Source organism: Rhizobacter sp. P2_D12 (assembly GCF_056404395.1).
Genome location: NZ_JBFUEB010000033.1, coordinates 1 through 14,863 on the forward strand (window position 1 = coordinate 1; position 14,863 = coordinate 14,863).

Consider the following 14,863-nt stretch of genomic DNA (forward strand, 5'->3'; position numbering starts at 1 on the left):
CCGCGACACCGCGGCGCGGGCCGCTGCGCGTGCTGCGGCTGGCCGATGCGCCGCCGGCCGCGGCCCACGCCGATCTGCCGGCACTCGACAGCGAGGCGGTGTCGCTGCACACCGTGCTGCAGGCCTCGCTGACGCCGGAGCGCGCGGCCGAGCTGCTGGCCGCGCACGAGCTGGTGCGGCTCGACGCCGGCGTGCCGTTGGGCCTGCTGGCGACGGCCGACTGGCTGCGGCCGCCCAAGCTCTTCGTCGTCGAGCACGGGCCGGCGCTGCGGATCGCCGAACTGGCGCAGCGCCTGGCCGGCCTCGGGGCCGGCCTGCTGGCCGCCCCGCGCATCGGCGACGAAGCCTGGTTCGAYGCGCTGTGCACGCGGCTCGCCGACGGCCTGCCGGTGGCCGAGGCGGTGCGACTGACGCGCGCCGACCGCGGCGCGCCGTGGCTGCAACTRCATGGCGAGGGCGAGGCGGTGCTGGTGCTGCCCGATGCGCGCGCGTCGGCCGGCAACGATGCGCGCCAGGTCACCTCGCTGTCCTTCGATTTCGTCGATTCCACCGGCTGGCTGCAGCGCCTGGGCAGCGAGCGCTATGCCAGCCTGCTGGCCGAGTTCCACCAGCGCTGCATCGCGCAGATCGAGCGCCACGGCGGCGTGGCCGACGACCCGCAGGGCGACGACGGCGTGATGTCGTACTTCGGCTACCCGGCGGCCAGCGAGCGCAGCGCCGAGCAGGCAGTGGCCGCCGGGCTGGCCATCGTCGAGGCGGTGGCCGGCATGTCGACGCCGGTGCAGGTGCGCATCGGCATCGCCACCGGCCGCGTCGCGGTGATGGGCGGACAGCCGGTGGGCGTGTCGATCCACCTGGCGGCGCGGCTGCAGGGCCGGGCCGAGCCCGGCACGGTGCTGGTCTCGGCGCTGACGCAGGCGCTGGTGCAGCACCGCTTCGCGCTGCAGCCGCTGGACGGGTTGTTGAACCTGAAGGGCATCGACGGCGAGCAGCAGGCCGGCATCGTGCTGCACGACCGCAGCGGGCACCGGCTGGATGYGCTGCCGCGGCTCACGCCCTTCGTCGGCCGCGAGCTGGAACTGGCGGCGCTGGTGCGCCACTGGGAGGCGCTGCAGGCCGGCCAGGCGCGCGTGGTGCAGCTGAAGGGCGAGGCCGGCATCGGCAAATCGCGCCTGGTGCGCGAGTTCCGCCGCTGGCTGAAGGCGCGCGGCGTGGCCTCGTTCGAATGCCGCTGCCTGCCCGACCATGCTGGCAGCGCCTTCCATGCGCTGACCGACGCGCTGCAGCACTGGCTCGGCTTCCGCGACGAGGACGACGCGGCCGCCCGCCGCCGCAAGATCGCCGACGGCCTGCCGCAGGGCATGGACGCACAGCAGGCGGTCCCTGTGCTGGCCGCGCTGCTGTCGTTGCCCGGCGATCCGCTGGACGGCACCCCCGAGCGGCTGCGCGAGCGCACGCTGGCGACGCTGATCGAATGGTTCCAGCGCGCGGCGCGCCATGCGCCGGCCTGCCTGGTGGTCGAGGACCTGCACTGGGCCGACCCGTCGACGCGCGAGTTCCTGAACCGGCTGGTGGCCGGCGGCGACGGCATGCCGCTGATGATCCTGCTGACCCAGCGTGCGGGCGGCGACGGCGCCGGTGGCGACTGGCTGCCGGGCCGGGTGCACCAGACCCTCGAGCTGCACGGCCTGCGCGCGGACGAGGCGCGCCGGCTCGTCAAGCAGGCCTGCGGCGATGCGCTGCTGCCGGCCAGCGTGGTGCGGCTGCTGGCCGGGCGCGCCGACGGCGTGCCGCTGTTCCTCGAAGAGTCGGCGCGCATGGCGGTGGAGCAGGGCGCGGCGCTGGACGAGACGCTGCCGCAGGTGCTCGACGTGCCGGGCAGCCTGCAGGACCTGCTGATGGCGCGGCTGGACCGGCTGGGCCCGGCGCGCGCGATCGCGCAGTTCGGCGCGGTGCTGGGGCGCGAGTTCCCGGTCGGCCTGCTGGAACAGGTGCTGGCGCATGGCGGGCGGCCGGTGACGCCGGCCGAGCTGGCGGCGCAACTCGACCTGATCGAGCAGTCGGGCCTGCTGGCGAGCGTCGGCGGCCCCGGCGAGCGCCGTTGCGCCTTCAAGCATGCGCTGGTGCGCGACATCGCCTACCAGTCGCTGTGGACCAGCGACCGGCAGCAGGTGCACCGCGCGGTGGCGGCGGTGCTGCGCGCCTCGTGGCCCGAGCTTGCGCTGCGCCAGCCCGAGCTGCTGGCACATCACCAGACCGAAGCCGGCCTGGATGCCGAGGCGCTGGTGCAATGGGAGGTGGCGGCGCGGCGGGCCGCGTCGCGCTCGGCGCACGACGAGGCCATCCAGCACCTGCAGCGCGCGCTGGCGCTGCTGGGCGGGCAGCCCGAGGGGCGCGAGCGCAGCGGCACCGAGCTGCGGCTGCAGCTGCTGCTGGCCTCGCGCTTCATCGCCACCGAAGGCTACGGCGCCGAGCGCGTCGAGCGCGCGTATGCGCGTGCCGAGCAGCTGGGCGACGAGCTGGCCGATCCGGTGGCGCGGCTGAAGGCCCAGCTCGGGCTGGAGGGCTGCCATTTCATGCGCGGCGATTTCGCGCGGGCGCACGAGATCGCGCGGCGTGCTTCGGCGATGGCCGAGCAGGTGGGCGACCCGATGGCGCAGCTGCAGGTCAATTGGGCGATCGCCAACATCCTGTTCCACGAGGGCCATGCGGTGGCCGCCGTGCAGCGCATGGACGACTGCCTCGCGGTCTACCGCCCCGAGCACCACCGGCGCGCCGCGGTGCAGGACCCGGGCGTGATGTGCCTGTGCTATTCGGCCTGGGGGCAGTGGGAGCTGGGGTACCCGGACGACGCGATGGCGCGCATCGGCCGCGTGCTCGAGCTGTCGCGCGTGCTCGACCACAAGTTCAGCCTCGGCGAGGCCTGGGGTTTCGCGGCCAACGTGCACCGCTACCGCGGCGAGTACGAGCCGGCGCTGGCCTGTGCCGAGCAGGCGATCGCGATCTGCGAGGAAGGCGGTTTCGCGGTGTGGCTGGCGCATGCGCACGTGATGCGCGGCTGGCTGCGTTGCGAGCGCGGCCAGCATGCCGAGGGCATCGCCGAGATGCACGAAGGGCTGGCGCTGTGGCAGCGCAGCGGCGCCATCGTGACGCGGCCGCTCTACCTGACGCTGCTGGCCGAGGGCCTGGCGCGCAGCGGCGACCTGGTGCAGGCCTTGTCGCGCCTGGACGAGGCGATGGCCATCGTGCAGGGGCATGGCGAGCGCTACTTCGAGGCCGAGCTGCGGCGCCTGGTGGCCGAGCTGGCGCTGCAGCGCGACGGTGTCGAGGATCCGGCGGCCCGCGCCGCGGCGGCGCAGGGCCTGCAGGCCGCGCATGCGCTGGCGATGCAGCAGCACAAGCGCGGCTTCGCGCTGCGCAGCGCCACCAGCCTGGCACGGCTGTGGCATGAGGACGGGCGCATGCGCGATGCGCTGGGCGTGCTGAAGCCGGCACTGGGCTGGTTCACCGAAGGCCTGCAGACGCGCGACGTGCTGCAGGCGAGGGCGTTGTTGCGGACGATGAGCTGATGCGGCGACGCGCAGGAGGGTGGCGATGACGACGAACAGGAAGTTCCGGCCGGGCCAGGTCGATCTGGACGCGTACTTCGACCCGGAGGTCTCGGACTACGTACGCAATCGCAGGTTGTTCGACTGGCTCTCCGACTGGCACAACCACCGGCCTGACGATCCTGCCAGCCTGCCTGCCCAGCGCGATGCGCTGTTCGCCGGCCTGCTGCGGCGGCCCCGGCTCGATGGCGTGCTGACCTTCCCGAGCCGCGCGATCCGCCACCCGGGCGAGTACGAGCCCGAGGACAGCCTCGGGCGGCGCGATCCCGCGTCCGGCCACAAGGAGGTGCACCTGCTGCTGCGCGCCGAGGACATCGCCGAGGTGCTGGCCAACGGCACGCACTTCAGCAACGAGCCGTACAACAAGCTCGGCTCCGGCAGCTTCCTGCTCGGCCTGGACGACCCGGTCCTGCGCGACCGGCAGCGCCAGGCCGCCGCCGCCGCGTTGCACTACGACCCGCTGGTCGTTTCGCAGCTCGCCGAGCTGGCGGTCGACGAGGCCTCGCCGATCTCGCTGCGCGCACCGTACTTCGACCTGGCCGAGCTGGCCGAGCAGGCGGCGCTGCGCTTCTGCAGTCGCCTGTTCGGCTTCGCGACCAGCGACTACCCGCTGCTGGAAGGCGGGCTGCGGCTGGCGTACCTGGCATTGACGCACCAGATCCTCGGCCGGCATTTCGCCAGCGACCCGGTCACGCTGGCGAAGGCGCGCGATGCGATGGGCTTGCTGTTCGCCCGCTCGTGTGCGCTGATCGACGAATACCAGCGTGATCCGACCGACGACCCGAAGAACCTGCCGACCGGCGTCGACCTGCGGACCGACGTGGTGCCCGGCTTCGAGCCGGCGATGCGCAAGCTGGCACGCCACCCGGGCGACTTGAGCGGCGAGGAACTGGGCGTGGTCGTGGTCGGCGTGATGGCCGGCGTGGTCGGCAACGTGCAGGCGGCGGTGTGCTCGGCCTTGCACGAGTTCTTCCGCAACCGGCTGGTCGAGCCGCTGCGCGACCTGGTGCGCGCGTCCGGCCGGCCGCAGGACCTGCTGTGGCCGTGGATCGCCGAGGCCTTGCGCCTGAACCCGCCGGCCGCCTACCTGCCGCGCCGCGTGAAGCAGACGATCACCTTGCGCGGCGGTGCCACCTTGAAGGAGGGCAACGAATGCGTGCTCGCGATCGTGGCGGCGCTGCGTGCGAAGGGCAGCGCATTCGTGGGGTCGTTCGACGAGAAGGGCCAGGTCAGGGTCGCGCCACCGGCCGAGGCCGATCCGCTGATCTTCGGGCTGGACGGCGGCTCGTCGCCGCATGGCCTGCATGCCTGCATCGGCAACCTGCTGGCCAGGCCGCTGATCGGCGCCATCGTGCGCCGCGTGCTGCTGTTGCGCGGTCTCGCGGAAGCGATCGACCCGGAGGACGGCACGGTGGCCGGTCTGGAGCGCCGCTGGGGCTTCACCTGCAACCGCTACCCGCTGAGCTGCCGGCTCGACCGGCAGCATGCGCTGAACGTGTCGATGCGGGTGAAGGCGCCGATTGCCGAGCATGCCGAGAAGCTGAAGGCCGTGATCCGCGCCGGTGCGCCACGCATCGAGTGGGCCTTGCGCGAATCGCGCCACATCCACTTCGCGTGGTTCGAGTTCATCGAGAACGACAACCGGCTGGTGCTGCACACGGTGTATGACGGCCTGTTCGAGTCCTACATCGAGCACTTCGCGTTGGCCGTCGGCGAGCTGTTCGACAAGATCTTCGAGCACGTCGAGGATGCGCCGCCGATGCCGGTCGACAAGTACCCGGGGGCGTTCCTGGAGTTGATCCGCCGCAACGACCGGCCGGTGGCGGCGGGGTATTTCTTCAGCGCCTATCCGGAGGTCGAAACGGCGGCCATCCGGCGCGCGTTCGGGGTGGCGCCATGACGGCCGCGGCAGGCCCTGCCCGGAAGCCGCGCGTCGATCGACTGGACCATGTGCAGCGTATCGTGCTGCGGGCCCCGAAGCACACGAAGGTGCTGCACCTGCTGCTGCGGTTTCGCGCAGCGGGCTCGCCGGCGCGCAGCTTCCTGTCCGCGCTGAAGGACCGGCTGGCGTACCGGCCGAGCCGGCGCGACGACCTTCCTGCGCAGTTGAGCCTGGGCCTCAGCTACCGCGGACTGGAGGCCTTGGAGTTGCCGTTTCACGTGCGGCTGGTGCTGCAGAAGCTGGCGCCGTCGTTCTTCCTCGGCGCGCCGGTGCAGGCCGCGACGCGCGTGGGCGACACCGGTGCCAGCGCATCCCCCCACTGGGATGCGGCGTTCCAGCTGGAAGCGCTGCATGCGGTGGTCAGCCTGCACCACGGCAACGACGAGGCCGCGCAACAGGTGACGACGTACGTGCGGCAACTGGCGGCCCAGTACCAGGTGGACGTGGCGGATCCCCTGTGCGGCGAGCACATCGAGGTGGCGGGGACAGGGGACAAGCCGGAACGCTGGGTGCATTTCGGGTACAGGGACGGCCTGTCGCAGCTGCGCATCGCCGGCTGGTCGCACGACCCGTCGGCCGAGCATGACAAGGGGCGCGTGTTGCCGATCTCCGTTCATGGCGCGGGGGAGTTCCTGCTCGGCCATCCCGACGACGCGGGCGCGGTGCCATGGGCACTGGCGACGCAGCCCGGGCCGGTGCGCGAGTTCTTCCATGATGCGAGCTTCGGCGTGCTGCGGCAGATGGAGCAGGACGAGCCGGCGTTCCGCGCGTATGTCGCGCAGCAGGCCGCAACCTTGCGCGATGGCCAGGGCAAGCCGATGCCCACCCATGCAGCGCAGCAACTGGTGCAGGCCAAGCTGTGTGGGCGCTTCCCGGACGGACATCGCATCGACCCGCTGACGCAGCAGCCGCTCGACGGCCTGCCGACGCACGACTTCGACTACGCCAATGACCGCGACGGCAGGGGGTGTCCGTTTGGTGCGCACATGCGGCGCATGAACCCGCGCGGCGGCGACATTGCGCACAACCGGCGCCGCCGGCCGCTGATCCGCCGCGGCACGCCCTATGGCGCCGTGTGGCAGGCGGGCGAGGATCCGGGCATCAGCCGCGGCCTGCTGGGCCTGTTCTTCTGCAGCAGCATCGAAAACCAGTTCGAGCACCTGCTGGGCGAATGGGCCGACCGGGTGCCGATGGGCAGTGCCGACACCGGCAACGCCAAGGACCCGCTGGCCGCGCATCACGAGAACGCCGCGGCCCGGCTGGACCTGCCGGGCGCACCGGGCAACGTGAAGGCCGTCGCCGGCTTGGCGCCCTTCGTCCGCACGCGCGGCATGGCCTACCTGTTCTATCCCACGATGAAGGGCATCGCGCAGCTGGTCACCGAGGACAACGGACAAGGGTGGCTCGACACGGTGGATCGGGAACGGTTCGAATGAGGGAGCCGATCTACTCGGGCGAAGACCTTGTCGAGGTGCCGGAGCCGCTGACCGAGCGTCCGCCGCCGGACCGCTTCTGCGACCTGGTGCTGACCGGCGGCGTCGCGAGCGGCGTCGTCTACCCATGGGCGATCCTGGAGATCGCGCGCGCCTTCCGCTTCAAGAACATCGGCGGTACCTCGGTGGGCGCGATGGCGGCGGCACTGGCCGCGGCGGCGGAATACGGCCGGCGCAACGGCGACGACCGGGGCTTCGAGGTGTTGCGGCGCGCGCCGGGCGACCTGGCGAAACCGGGGCCGCGCGGGCTGCGCACGACGATGCTGTCGCTGTTCCAGCCGACGCCGCGCGGGCAGCGGCTGTTCGACCTGTTCGTCGGGGCGGTGGACATCTATGGCGAGGCGCGCCGCAGCCGCGTGCCGCGCTGGCTGCGCGTGCTGTGGCCGGTCTTGCGCAGCTACCGCAATCCGGCGGCGTGGGGGGCTTTCGCCGGCCTCGTCATTGCGGCGCTGTTCGCCGCAACTCCGCCGCACAGCTGGGGCAGCCTGCTGGGTTTTCTGCTCGCGATCCCGATCGGCAGCCTGGTCGCGCTCGGCTGGTTCGGCCTGCGACGCGACCTGATCGACGGCCTGGTGGAGAACGACCTCGGCCTGTGCCGCGGCAAGACGCAGCCGGGACGCGACCCGAAGACGGATCCGGGCCTCGTCGAATGGCTGGACAAGGGCATCCAGCTGGCCGCCGGTCTCGGGCGCGAGGAGGCTCCGCTCACGTTCCGCGACCTGTGGTCGGCGCCGGCCGCACCGGGGGCGCCCAGCGTGCCGGTCGGCGATGGCGACGATCGCCGCCGGCGCTCGATCAACCTGGAGATGATCACGACCAACGTGACGCACGGCCGGCCGTACCGGCTGCCGCTGCAGGAGGAGACCGATCGCCTGTATTTCCGGCGCGAGGCGCTGGCGCTGTTCTTTCCCGAGCGGGTGATGGACGCGATGATGAAGGCGGCGCGTCCGTACGAACCCGCGAGCGAATTCGATCCGCCGGCCGGGCGCGACACCGAGGGCCTGTTCGAGCTGCCGCGGGGCGAGCTGCCGGTCGTGGTCGCGGCACGGCTGAGCCTGAGCTTTCCGCTGCTGTTCTCGGCGGTGCCGCTGTGGGCGGTCGACCACGAGATGCCGAAGAAGACGCGTCGGCTGAAGCGCTGCTGGTTCTCGGACGGCGGGCTGTGCTCGAACTTCCCGATCCACCTGTTCGATGCGGCCGTGCCGCGCTGGCCGACCTTCGGGCTGTGGCTGGGCCAGCGCAACCCGTTCCGCCGCAGCGTGTTCGTGTGGCTGCCCGAGACGCACCTGCAGGGCAGCCGCGACAGCTGGCAGCGCTTCGACCCCGAGGACCCGGGCACGCGGGTGCAGGCACGCGAGCGGGTCGGCAAGCCGCTGGGCTTTCTCGCCGGTTTCCTGCTGGCGGCCGGCCTCACCGCGAAGGACTGGCAGGACCGCAGCGCGATGCGCCTGGCGACCGCCCGCAACCGCGTCGCGCGGCTCGCGCTGCGGCCCGGCGAGGGCGAGCTGCACATCGGCATGCCGCGCAAGCGCATCCTGCGCATGGCCCGGCGCTACGGCACGGCCAGCGGGCGCCTGTTCGTCGAGAGGTATGCCGACGCGCCGGGGCAGGGGGCGACGCCCGCGTGGCGCGAGCAGCGCTGGGTGCGGCTGCAGGCGCTGCTGGCGGGATTGCGGGGTTGGCTGAAAGGTGCGGCGGCTGCCGCGGCGAGCCAGGCGCACACGGTGCCGCTGCGGCAGGCGATCGACGACAGCACGCAGGCGCAGCCCTTGCGCGGCGATGACGCCGGCGCGCGGCGGCTTCACGACGACGAGGCTGCACAGTTGCAGGCGTTGCTGGAGGGAGTCGAGGCGCTGGAGGCCACGTTCCGCGCGAACGACGAGGAGCAGCCTTACAAGCCGGTGCCGGCGTCGGAAGTGCGGCTGCGCACGCCGGTGTGAGCAAGTCGCTGTCAGACGACAACTTCCAAACCGCGCTTGCGCACCAGATGCAACAGCTTGAGGGCGGTGCCCGTCGGCTTCTTCTGGCCGATCTCCCATTTCTGGACCGTGGAGAGACTCGTGTTCAGCAGCCGGGCAAAGACCGCCTGGCTGACCCGCGTGCTTTCGCGGATGTGCTTGATCTGTGCAGGCTCGAGCGGCTCCACCGGTGGCAGGCGCAACTGCTCGAATTCGCGCAGCGTGACTTGGTCCATCACGCCCGCCTTGTGCAGGCCCTTGGCCGTGTCCTGGACGGCTTCAAGGATTGGTGATTTCGTCTTTCGCATCGCAATCTACCTCCATCAGTTCACCGGCACGTTGTGCCTTGCTCATCCCCTGCGGTGTCAATGACAGCAGGTGCGCTGCCAACTTCTTCAAGGCCTCAGCTTCATCCTCGTCGATGTTGCTGCGCTCGCTCTTCGGGAAGCCGAACACGAAGACCCAACGATTCCCCTTGTTCGTCGCGACCAACGTGCGAAAGCTGCCACTCTTCCCTTGTCCTTGCCGCGCGATCCGCTTCTTGAACAGGCCGCCACCCAGATCAGCGTCATACAGCCCTTCCGACATCTCGCGGACAGCAGCGCAGAGGCTCGGCGTGGTCAATCCTTGTTTGCGCCCCCCACCGGTCGAACCACCGGGTCTTGTAGATCGACATCCCAGTTTCCTTGGTCTAATGTATAGCACTTAGTGCTATGATTCTGCAAACTGCGTTTCCCTGATTCACGGGTCGAGCAGTAGAGCAATCGCACGGTCTCTTGGACAACGGTGCATCTGTCCCCTCCGCTGTGAGAATGCGCGGATGCCATCCCCGTCCCAGGCGCCCATCGCCATCCCGCTGCGCCCGCGCCTGACCCTGCAGACCCTGACCCGCGGCGACGGCCTGCTCGGCATGCGCGGGGCCAACGGCTTCGGCCCGCGCAGCCAGAAGCTCAGCGTCGCGCGCATCGAGTGGACCTACGAGGCCGCGCCCGGCCTGCGCTGGGAGACGCCGGCGCCGACCAGCGTGCTCGGCAAGCGACCGTCGCCCACCGAGCTGCTGCGCGGCGCGTGGAACGAGCGCGTCGTGCTCGAACGCGACCTGGCCGGCGAGGCCGATGCGATGGACCTGCTGTGGTCCACCGGCCTGCGCCCGCTGCCGATGCGGGCGCTGCAATGGCGCAGCCCGGAGATTGCCGAAGGCCAGCCGCAGCTGTGGTCGCTGCCCGAGGAAGTGCAGTTCGGCGACTTCTGGCTCGACCAGGTGCCGCGGCTGCAGAAGCTCGGCTGGTCGGTGGTGGTGGCGCCGGGTTTCGCGCACGTCAGCGTGCCGGTGGAGCGCTGGCACCTGCTGATCGATCCGGTCACCGGCGCCGAGCAGGGCCGCGAGCTGGTCGACGTCCCGTCACGCCATCGCGGCCCGCTGTCGGCCTTGAACCAGCCCAAGCGCGAGGGCTCGTTCATGGTCAGCCTGGGCATCGAGGTCGACGGCCAGAACATCGACCTGGCGCCGCTGCTGTTCCATCTGTTCAAGCGCGAGCCGCGCTGGCTGAAGGCCGACGAGGTGGCGCTGATCCCCGACGACGAGATCGTCATGCTGCGCCGTGACAAGGCGGGCGGGCGCGGCATCGAGACCCCGGCCGGCCCGCTGAAGGCCATCGTCAGCGCGATGCTGGACCTGCTGACCGACCCGAAGCGGCAGGAAGGGCCGATGCAGTTGTCCAGCTGGGAAGCGCAGCGCGTCGAAGCGCTGCGGCTGAGCCTGATGGACACGCAGGCGTCGCGCGCCGGGCAGCACGGCCGCTGGCAGTTGCAGGGCGACGCCGGGCTCACCGAGCTGACGCAGCGCCTGCGCGCCGCCGGCACGCCGCCGCCGGTGCAGGCACCCGCCGGCCTGGGCCTCGTGCTGCGGCCCTACCAGCGCCACGGCGTGGCCTGGCTGCAATACCTGCGCGAGCAGCACCTGGCCGGCATCCTGGCCGACGACATGGGCCTGGGCAAGACGGCGCAGGTGCTGGCCCACCTGCTGATCGAGCAGCAGGCGGGGCGGCTCGACCGGCCGGCACTGGTGGTGCTGCCGACCTCGCTGATCGCGAACTGGCAGGCCGAGGCGGCACGCCACGCGCCGGCGCTGCGCGTGCTGACGCTGCAGGGCTCGGCGCGCGCGAAGGAGTTCGCCCGCATCGGCGCGCACGACCTGGTGCTCACCACCTACCCGCTGCTGTGGCGCGACATCGATGCGCTGGCGCAGCCCGAGTGGCACCTGGTCGTGCTCGACGAGGCGCAGATGGTGAAGAACGCCGCCAGCCGCGCGGCGACCGCGCTGCGGCGCCTGCGGTCGCGGCACCGCTTGTGCGTCACCGGCACGCCGCTCGAGAACCACCTGGGCGAGCTGTGGGCGCATTTCGATTTCCTGATGCCGGGCTTCCTGGGCGACGCGCGCAGCTTCCAGCGCATCTGGCGCAAGCCGATCGAGGTGCAAGGCGAGACCTTGCGGGCCCAGCTGCTGGCGCAGCGCGTGCGGCCCTTCATCCTGCGCCGACGCAAGGACGATGTCGCGACCGAGCTGCCGCCGAAGACCGAGATGGTGCGCCGCGTGCAGCTCGAGGGCCAGCAGCGCGCGCTGTACGAGAGCGTGCGCGTCGCCGCCGACGAGCTGGTGCGCCGGCTGCTCAAGCGCACCGGCTTCGACGGGGCGCAGATCAGCATCCTCGATGCGCTGCTGAAGCTGCGCCAGGTGTGCTGCGACCCGTGGCTGCTGAAGGGCACGGCGATGCCGGCGACGATGGAGCGCGCCAAGCTCGAATGGCTGCGCGCGACGCTGCCCGAGCTGGTGGAAGAGGGCCGGCGCATCCTGGTGTTCTCGCAGTTCACCGAGATGCTGGGGCTGCTGGCGGCCGAGCTGCCGGCGCTGCAGCTGCCGCACCTGGTGCTGACCGGCGAGACGCCGCCCGCCGAGCGCGGCGACGTGGTGAGCCGTTTCCAGCGCAAGGAGGTGCCGCTGATGCTGTTGAGCCTGAAGGCCGGCGGTGTCGGCCTGAACCTGACGGCCGCCGACACCGTGATCCACCTCGATCCGTGGTGGAACCCGGCGGTCGAGCAGCAGGCCACGGCGCGTGCCCATCGGATCGGCCAGGACCAGCCGGTGTTCGTCTACAAGCTGGTCGTGGAAGGGAGCATCGAGGAGCGCATGCTCGCGCTGCAGGAACGCAAGGCCTCGCTGGCCGAGGGCGTGCTGGGGGTGGACGGCGAGGCGAGCGTCAAGTTCAGCGAGGCCGACCTGCAGGCCTTGCTGGCGCCGCTGGTGTGACGGGCATGTGGATTGCCGCGATGGGGCATCGCTCACCCACCGCCAGGAGAACGTTATGGCAGCGTATGGAAAGAAGGCCGAAGAGAAAGTCGCGCGTGCGATGCACGAACGCAAGGAAGGCACGCTGAAGAGCGGCAAGTCCGGCAAGAAGGTGACGAGCCGCGCGCAGGCGGTGGCGATCGGCTTGTCGGAGGCGCGCAAGGCAGGCGGCAAGGTGCCGAAAAAGAGCGCGTAGCCCGGATGCCAATCCGGGGGGCCGGTCCCGCGCCGGCGACTTTGCCGAACCAGCGTCTTTGTGCGCAGATCCCGGATTGGCATCCGGGCTACAGGCCGCGACAAGCCGGTGGCAGCCGTTCGGGCTGAGCTTGTCGAAGCCCTGGTGGCATGGCCAGGTCTGCGAGCGCTGCATCGAGCTTCGCGAACCGGAAGCTGTAGCCCGCCGACAACGCCGCCCGTGGCACCGCGTTCTGTCCGTCCAGCAGCAGCGTCGACATCTCGCCCGCCAGCACACGCAACGGCCACTGCGGCATGCGCAGCCGCGCACGGCGGCCGAACGACGCGGCCAGCGACTGCGCGAACCGCGCCTGCGTCGGCGTGTCCGGCGCCACGGCATTGACCGCACCGGCCACGTCGTTGCGCGCCATCGCGAAGCGGATCAACCCGCCCGCATCGTCCAGGTGGATCCACGGCGCTGGTTGGCGGCCCGAGCCGAGCACCGCGCCGAAACCCAGCCGCGATGACCGAGCCAGCATCGGGTACGCGCCATCGCCGCGACCGAGCACGACGCCGAAGCGCATGCGGACCACGCGCACCCCCAGCGCCTCGGCGCGCCGCGCCTCGTGCTCGGTCGCGGCGCACAGGTCCGACTGGAACTCGCCGGGGCGACCCGGGCTGGCCTCGTCCAGCGGCTCGAACGTGTGCTTCGGCGACGCGCCATAGAAGCCCACCGCCGATGCGCTGACCAGCACGCGCGGCGGCTGCTGCAGGCGCCGCATCAGCGCGACCAGCGCCGCCGTCACCTCCACCCGGCTGGCCAGCAGCACGCGGCGCCGCGCAGCCGTCCACGGCATGCCGAGCACGCGCGCACCGGCCAGGTTGACGATGGCATCGATGCGCGTCTCCGACGGGATCGCGTCCAGGCTCTCGACCACCCACACGCCYGCGCCGAAGTTCGCCCGCGCCGCCAGCGCATCGCGCGACAGCACGATCAGCCGGCGCCCCTCACGCTGCAGCTCGGCCATCAGCGCGCTGCCGACGAAGCCGGTCGCACCGGTGACCAGCACTGCCGGTGCGATCAGGTGCGACGCAGGGAGAGGTTGCGGCGCAGCGACCCGTCCAAGCCGCACGACGGCCTGCGCATTGCGCAGGCTCCACGCCAGCACGCCCACGCCATACAGCGTGAACAGCCACGACACCCAGCCCTGCGGCGTCGCCACCAGCGCCGTCGGCTGCCGCGACCACACCCACAGGATCGGCGCCATCAGTCCGAGGAACAGGCCGTAGCTGATCGTCAGCAAGGTGTGCAGCACGCGCTCGAAGGGCGGCAGCCGGCGCGTGCGGTCTTCCTCCAGGAAGTCGGCCAACGTGATGACCAGCTCGGTCGCCAGCAGCACCGCCAGCAGCGCGGCCAAGGCCCCGCGCCATTCGAACCAGCCCAGCCCGATGAAGACCACGCTGTAGATCGCCTCGCGCGCCGCATGCAGCACCAGCTCGCGGCGCGCCGACACGCGCTGCGGCAGCCGGGCCTGCAGTTCGTGGTGCCACAGGTTGTCGAAGGCGCCCATCAGGGCCTGGATGGACAGCAGGAGGAAGACGGCAGTCATGACGCGCTTTCGCAAGGATCGGCGAACACGCCGGATTGATGGAAGGTCTCGCCCCACAGCGGATGCACCATGCTCAGCGTGAAGCGGAAGAAGCCGTGGCCCAGGTCGGTGTGCACCACACGGCACACGCCCGGCGTCAGCAGCGCCGGCACCGGCAGGTGCAGCCGGCCGAGCGCCAGCGAGAAGCGGCGGCTCTGGAAAACCAGCGAGCCGTTCTCCTCGAACACGTCCAGCGCCATGCTCAGGCCGCCATCGGTGCGTTCCAGCAAGCCACCGTCGGGGCCCGGCTCCTTGGTCGAACGCACCACGCGCGCATGCCCGGCGCCGAGCCGGCCGCGGCGGTGGAAGGCACGCTCCCACACCACGCCGCCGCGGCCGTTGCCGCTCACGCGCACGGTGGTCGTCACCGCGCTCGCGTTGATGCGGGTCAGCGGCCCGCCGAACAGGTGTGCGAGCCGCGCGTACAGCCCGCCGATGCGCGAGCAGCCGAGTTCCATGTGGCCGATGTAGGTGGTGTCCGCATGCGCCAGCCCGAAACGCCGCTGCACCGCGGCCGGCAGCCGGGCCCAGCCGCCGGCGCCGACCAGCGCGGCAAGGTCCAGCGGGGCAGGCGTGGGCGCCGTGGCAGCGCGGCGCAGTCGGGTCAGAAGCAGGGTGGCCAGGGCAAGCATGAGGCGCTCTCGAGGTGTCGGATGAACCTCTCTTCGCGAGAACCGGGCCACCCTGCGCGCC

Annotated in this window: 10 protein-coding genes; 6 read left to right on the forward strand and 4 right to left on the reverse strand. The window is 71.5% G+C overall.

Annotation, left to right across the window (positions count from 1 at the left end):
* The 4 genes from AC1DYN_RS13260 to AC1DYN_RS13275 form a co-directional block, all read left to right on the forward strand.
* Nucleotides 1-3,569: ATP-binding protein (locus tag AC1DYN_RS13260; protein ID WP_477960171.1), on the forward strand; the 3,569-nt coding region annotated here is incomplete at its 5' end.
* 25 nt (nt 3,570-3,594) lie between these two features.
* Complete coding sequence (locus tag AC1DYN_RS13265) at nt 3,595-5,508, forward strand: hypothetical protein (RefSeq protein WP_477960173.1); 1,914 nt, start codon at nt 3,595-3,597, stop codon at nt 5,506-5,508.
* A complete protein-coding gene (locus tag AC1DYN_RS13270) occupies nt 5,505-6,986 on the forward strand; it encodes a hypothetical protein (RefSeq protein ID WP_477960175.1) in 1,482 nt (493 codons plus the stop codon). Before AC1DYN_RS13265 ends, AC1DYN_RS13270 begins: the two co-directional genes overlap by 4 nt.
* Complete coding sequence (locus tag AC1DYN_RS13275; protein ID WP_477960176.1) at nt 6,983-8,983, forward strand: patatin-like phospholipase domain-containing protein; 2,001 nt, start codon at nt 6,983-6,985, stop codon at nt 8,981-8,983. The genes AC1DYN_RS13270 and AC1DYN_RS13275 overlap by 4 nt, the downstream gene beginning before the upstream one ends.
* An 11-nt stretch (nt 8,984-8,994) precedes the next feature.
* Here the strand turns inward: AC1DYN_RS13275 and AC1DYN_RS13280 are convergent, their stop codons facing one another.
* Entirely contained in the window at nt 8,995-9,309 is a 315-nt protein-coding gene (locus tag AC1DYN_RS13280; protein ID WP_477960178.1) for a helix-turn-helix domain-containing protein, read from the reverse strand.
* Nucleotides 9,281-9,589 carry a type II toxin-antitoxin system RelE/ParE family toxin gene (locus tag AC1DYN_RS13285; protein ID WP_477960180.1) on the reverse strand — a complete coding sequence of 103 codons (309 nt, stop codon included), beginning with the start codon at nt 9,587-9,589 and terminating at the stop codon, nt 9,281-9,283. Before AC1DYN_RS13285 ends, AC1DYN_RS13280 begins: the two co-directional genes overlap by 29 nt.
* A gap of 232 nt (nt 9,590-9,821) precedes the next feature.
* On the opposite strand from AC1DYN_RS13285, the gene AC1DYN_RS13290 reads away from it, so the two are divergent.
* Nucleotides 9,822-12,308 (forward strand): DEAD/DEAH box helicase, encoded by a 2,487-nt coding sequence (locus tag AC1DYN_RS13290; protein WP_477960182.1) that lies wholly within the window; start codon nt 9,822-9,824, stop codon nt 12,306-12,308.
* 55 nt (nt 12,309-12,363) lie between these two features.
* Nucleotides 12,364-12,543: a DUF6496 domain-containing protein gene (locus AC1DYN_RS13295; protein WP_477960184.1), complete on the forward strand. Its 180-nt coding sequence runs from the start codon at nt 12,364-12,366 to the stop codon at nt 12,541-12,543.
* A gap of 88 nt (nt 12,544-12,631) precedes the next feature.
* Here the strand turns inward: AC1DYN_RS13295 and AC1DYN_RS13300 are convergent, their stop codons facing one another.
* Together AC1DYN_RS13300 and AC1DYN_RS13305 are read right to left on the reverse strand one after the other, a co-directional pair.
* A complete protein-coding gene (locus AC1DYN_RS13300; RefSeq protein WP_477960186.1) occupies nt 12,632-14,131 on the reverse strand; it encodes a TIGR01777 family oxidoreductase in 1,500 nt (499 codons plus the stop codon).
* The gene (locus tag AC1DYN_RS13305) at nt 14,128-14,802 is read right to left on the reverse strand and encodes a DUF4166 domain-containing protein (RefSeq protein ID WP_477960188.1); all 675 of its coding nucleotides are present in this window, start codon (nt 14,800-14,802) and stop codon (nt 14,128-14,130) included. The genes AC1DYN_RS13300 and AC1DYN_RS13305 overlap by 4 nt, the downstream gene beginning before the upstream one ends.
* Nucleotides 14,803-14,863 lie beyond the last annotated feature (61 nt).

Coding starts and splice junctions, on each gene's coding strand:
- AC1DYN_RS13265 (WP_477960173.1), top strand. CDS start 3,595: ATGACGACGAACAGGAAGTTCCGGCCGGGCCAGGTCGATCTGGACGCG.
- AC1DYN_RS13270 (WP_477960175.1), top strand. CDS start 5,505: ATGACGGCCGCGGCAGGCCCTGCCCGGAAGCCGCGCGTCGATCGACTG.
- AC1DYN_RS13275 (WP_477960176.1), top strand. CDS start 6,983: ATGAGGGAGCCGATCTACTCGGGCGAAGACCTTGTCGAGGTGCCGGAG.
- AC1DYN_RS13280 (WP_477960178.1), bottom strand. CDS start 9,309: ATGCGAAAGACGAAATCACCAATCCTTGAAGCCGTCCAGGACACGGCC.
- AC1DYN_RS13285 (WP_477960180.1), bottom strand. CDS start 9,589: ATGTCGGAAGGGCTGTATGACGCTGATCTGGGTGGCGGCCTGTTCAAG.
- AC1DYN_RS13290 (WP_477960182.1), top strand. CDS start 9,822: ATGCCATCCCCGTCCCAGGCGCCCATCGCCATCCCGCTGCGCCCGCGC.
- AC1DYN_RS13295 (WP_477960184.1), top strand. CDS start 12,364: ATGGCAGCGTATGGAAAGAAGGCCGAAGAGAAAGTCGCGCGTGCGATG.
- AC1DYN_RS13305 (WP_477960188.1), bottom strand. CDS start 14,802: ATGCTTGCCCTGGCCACCCTGCTTCTGACCCGACTGCGCCGCGCTGCC.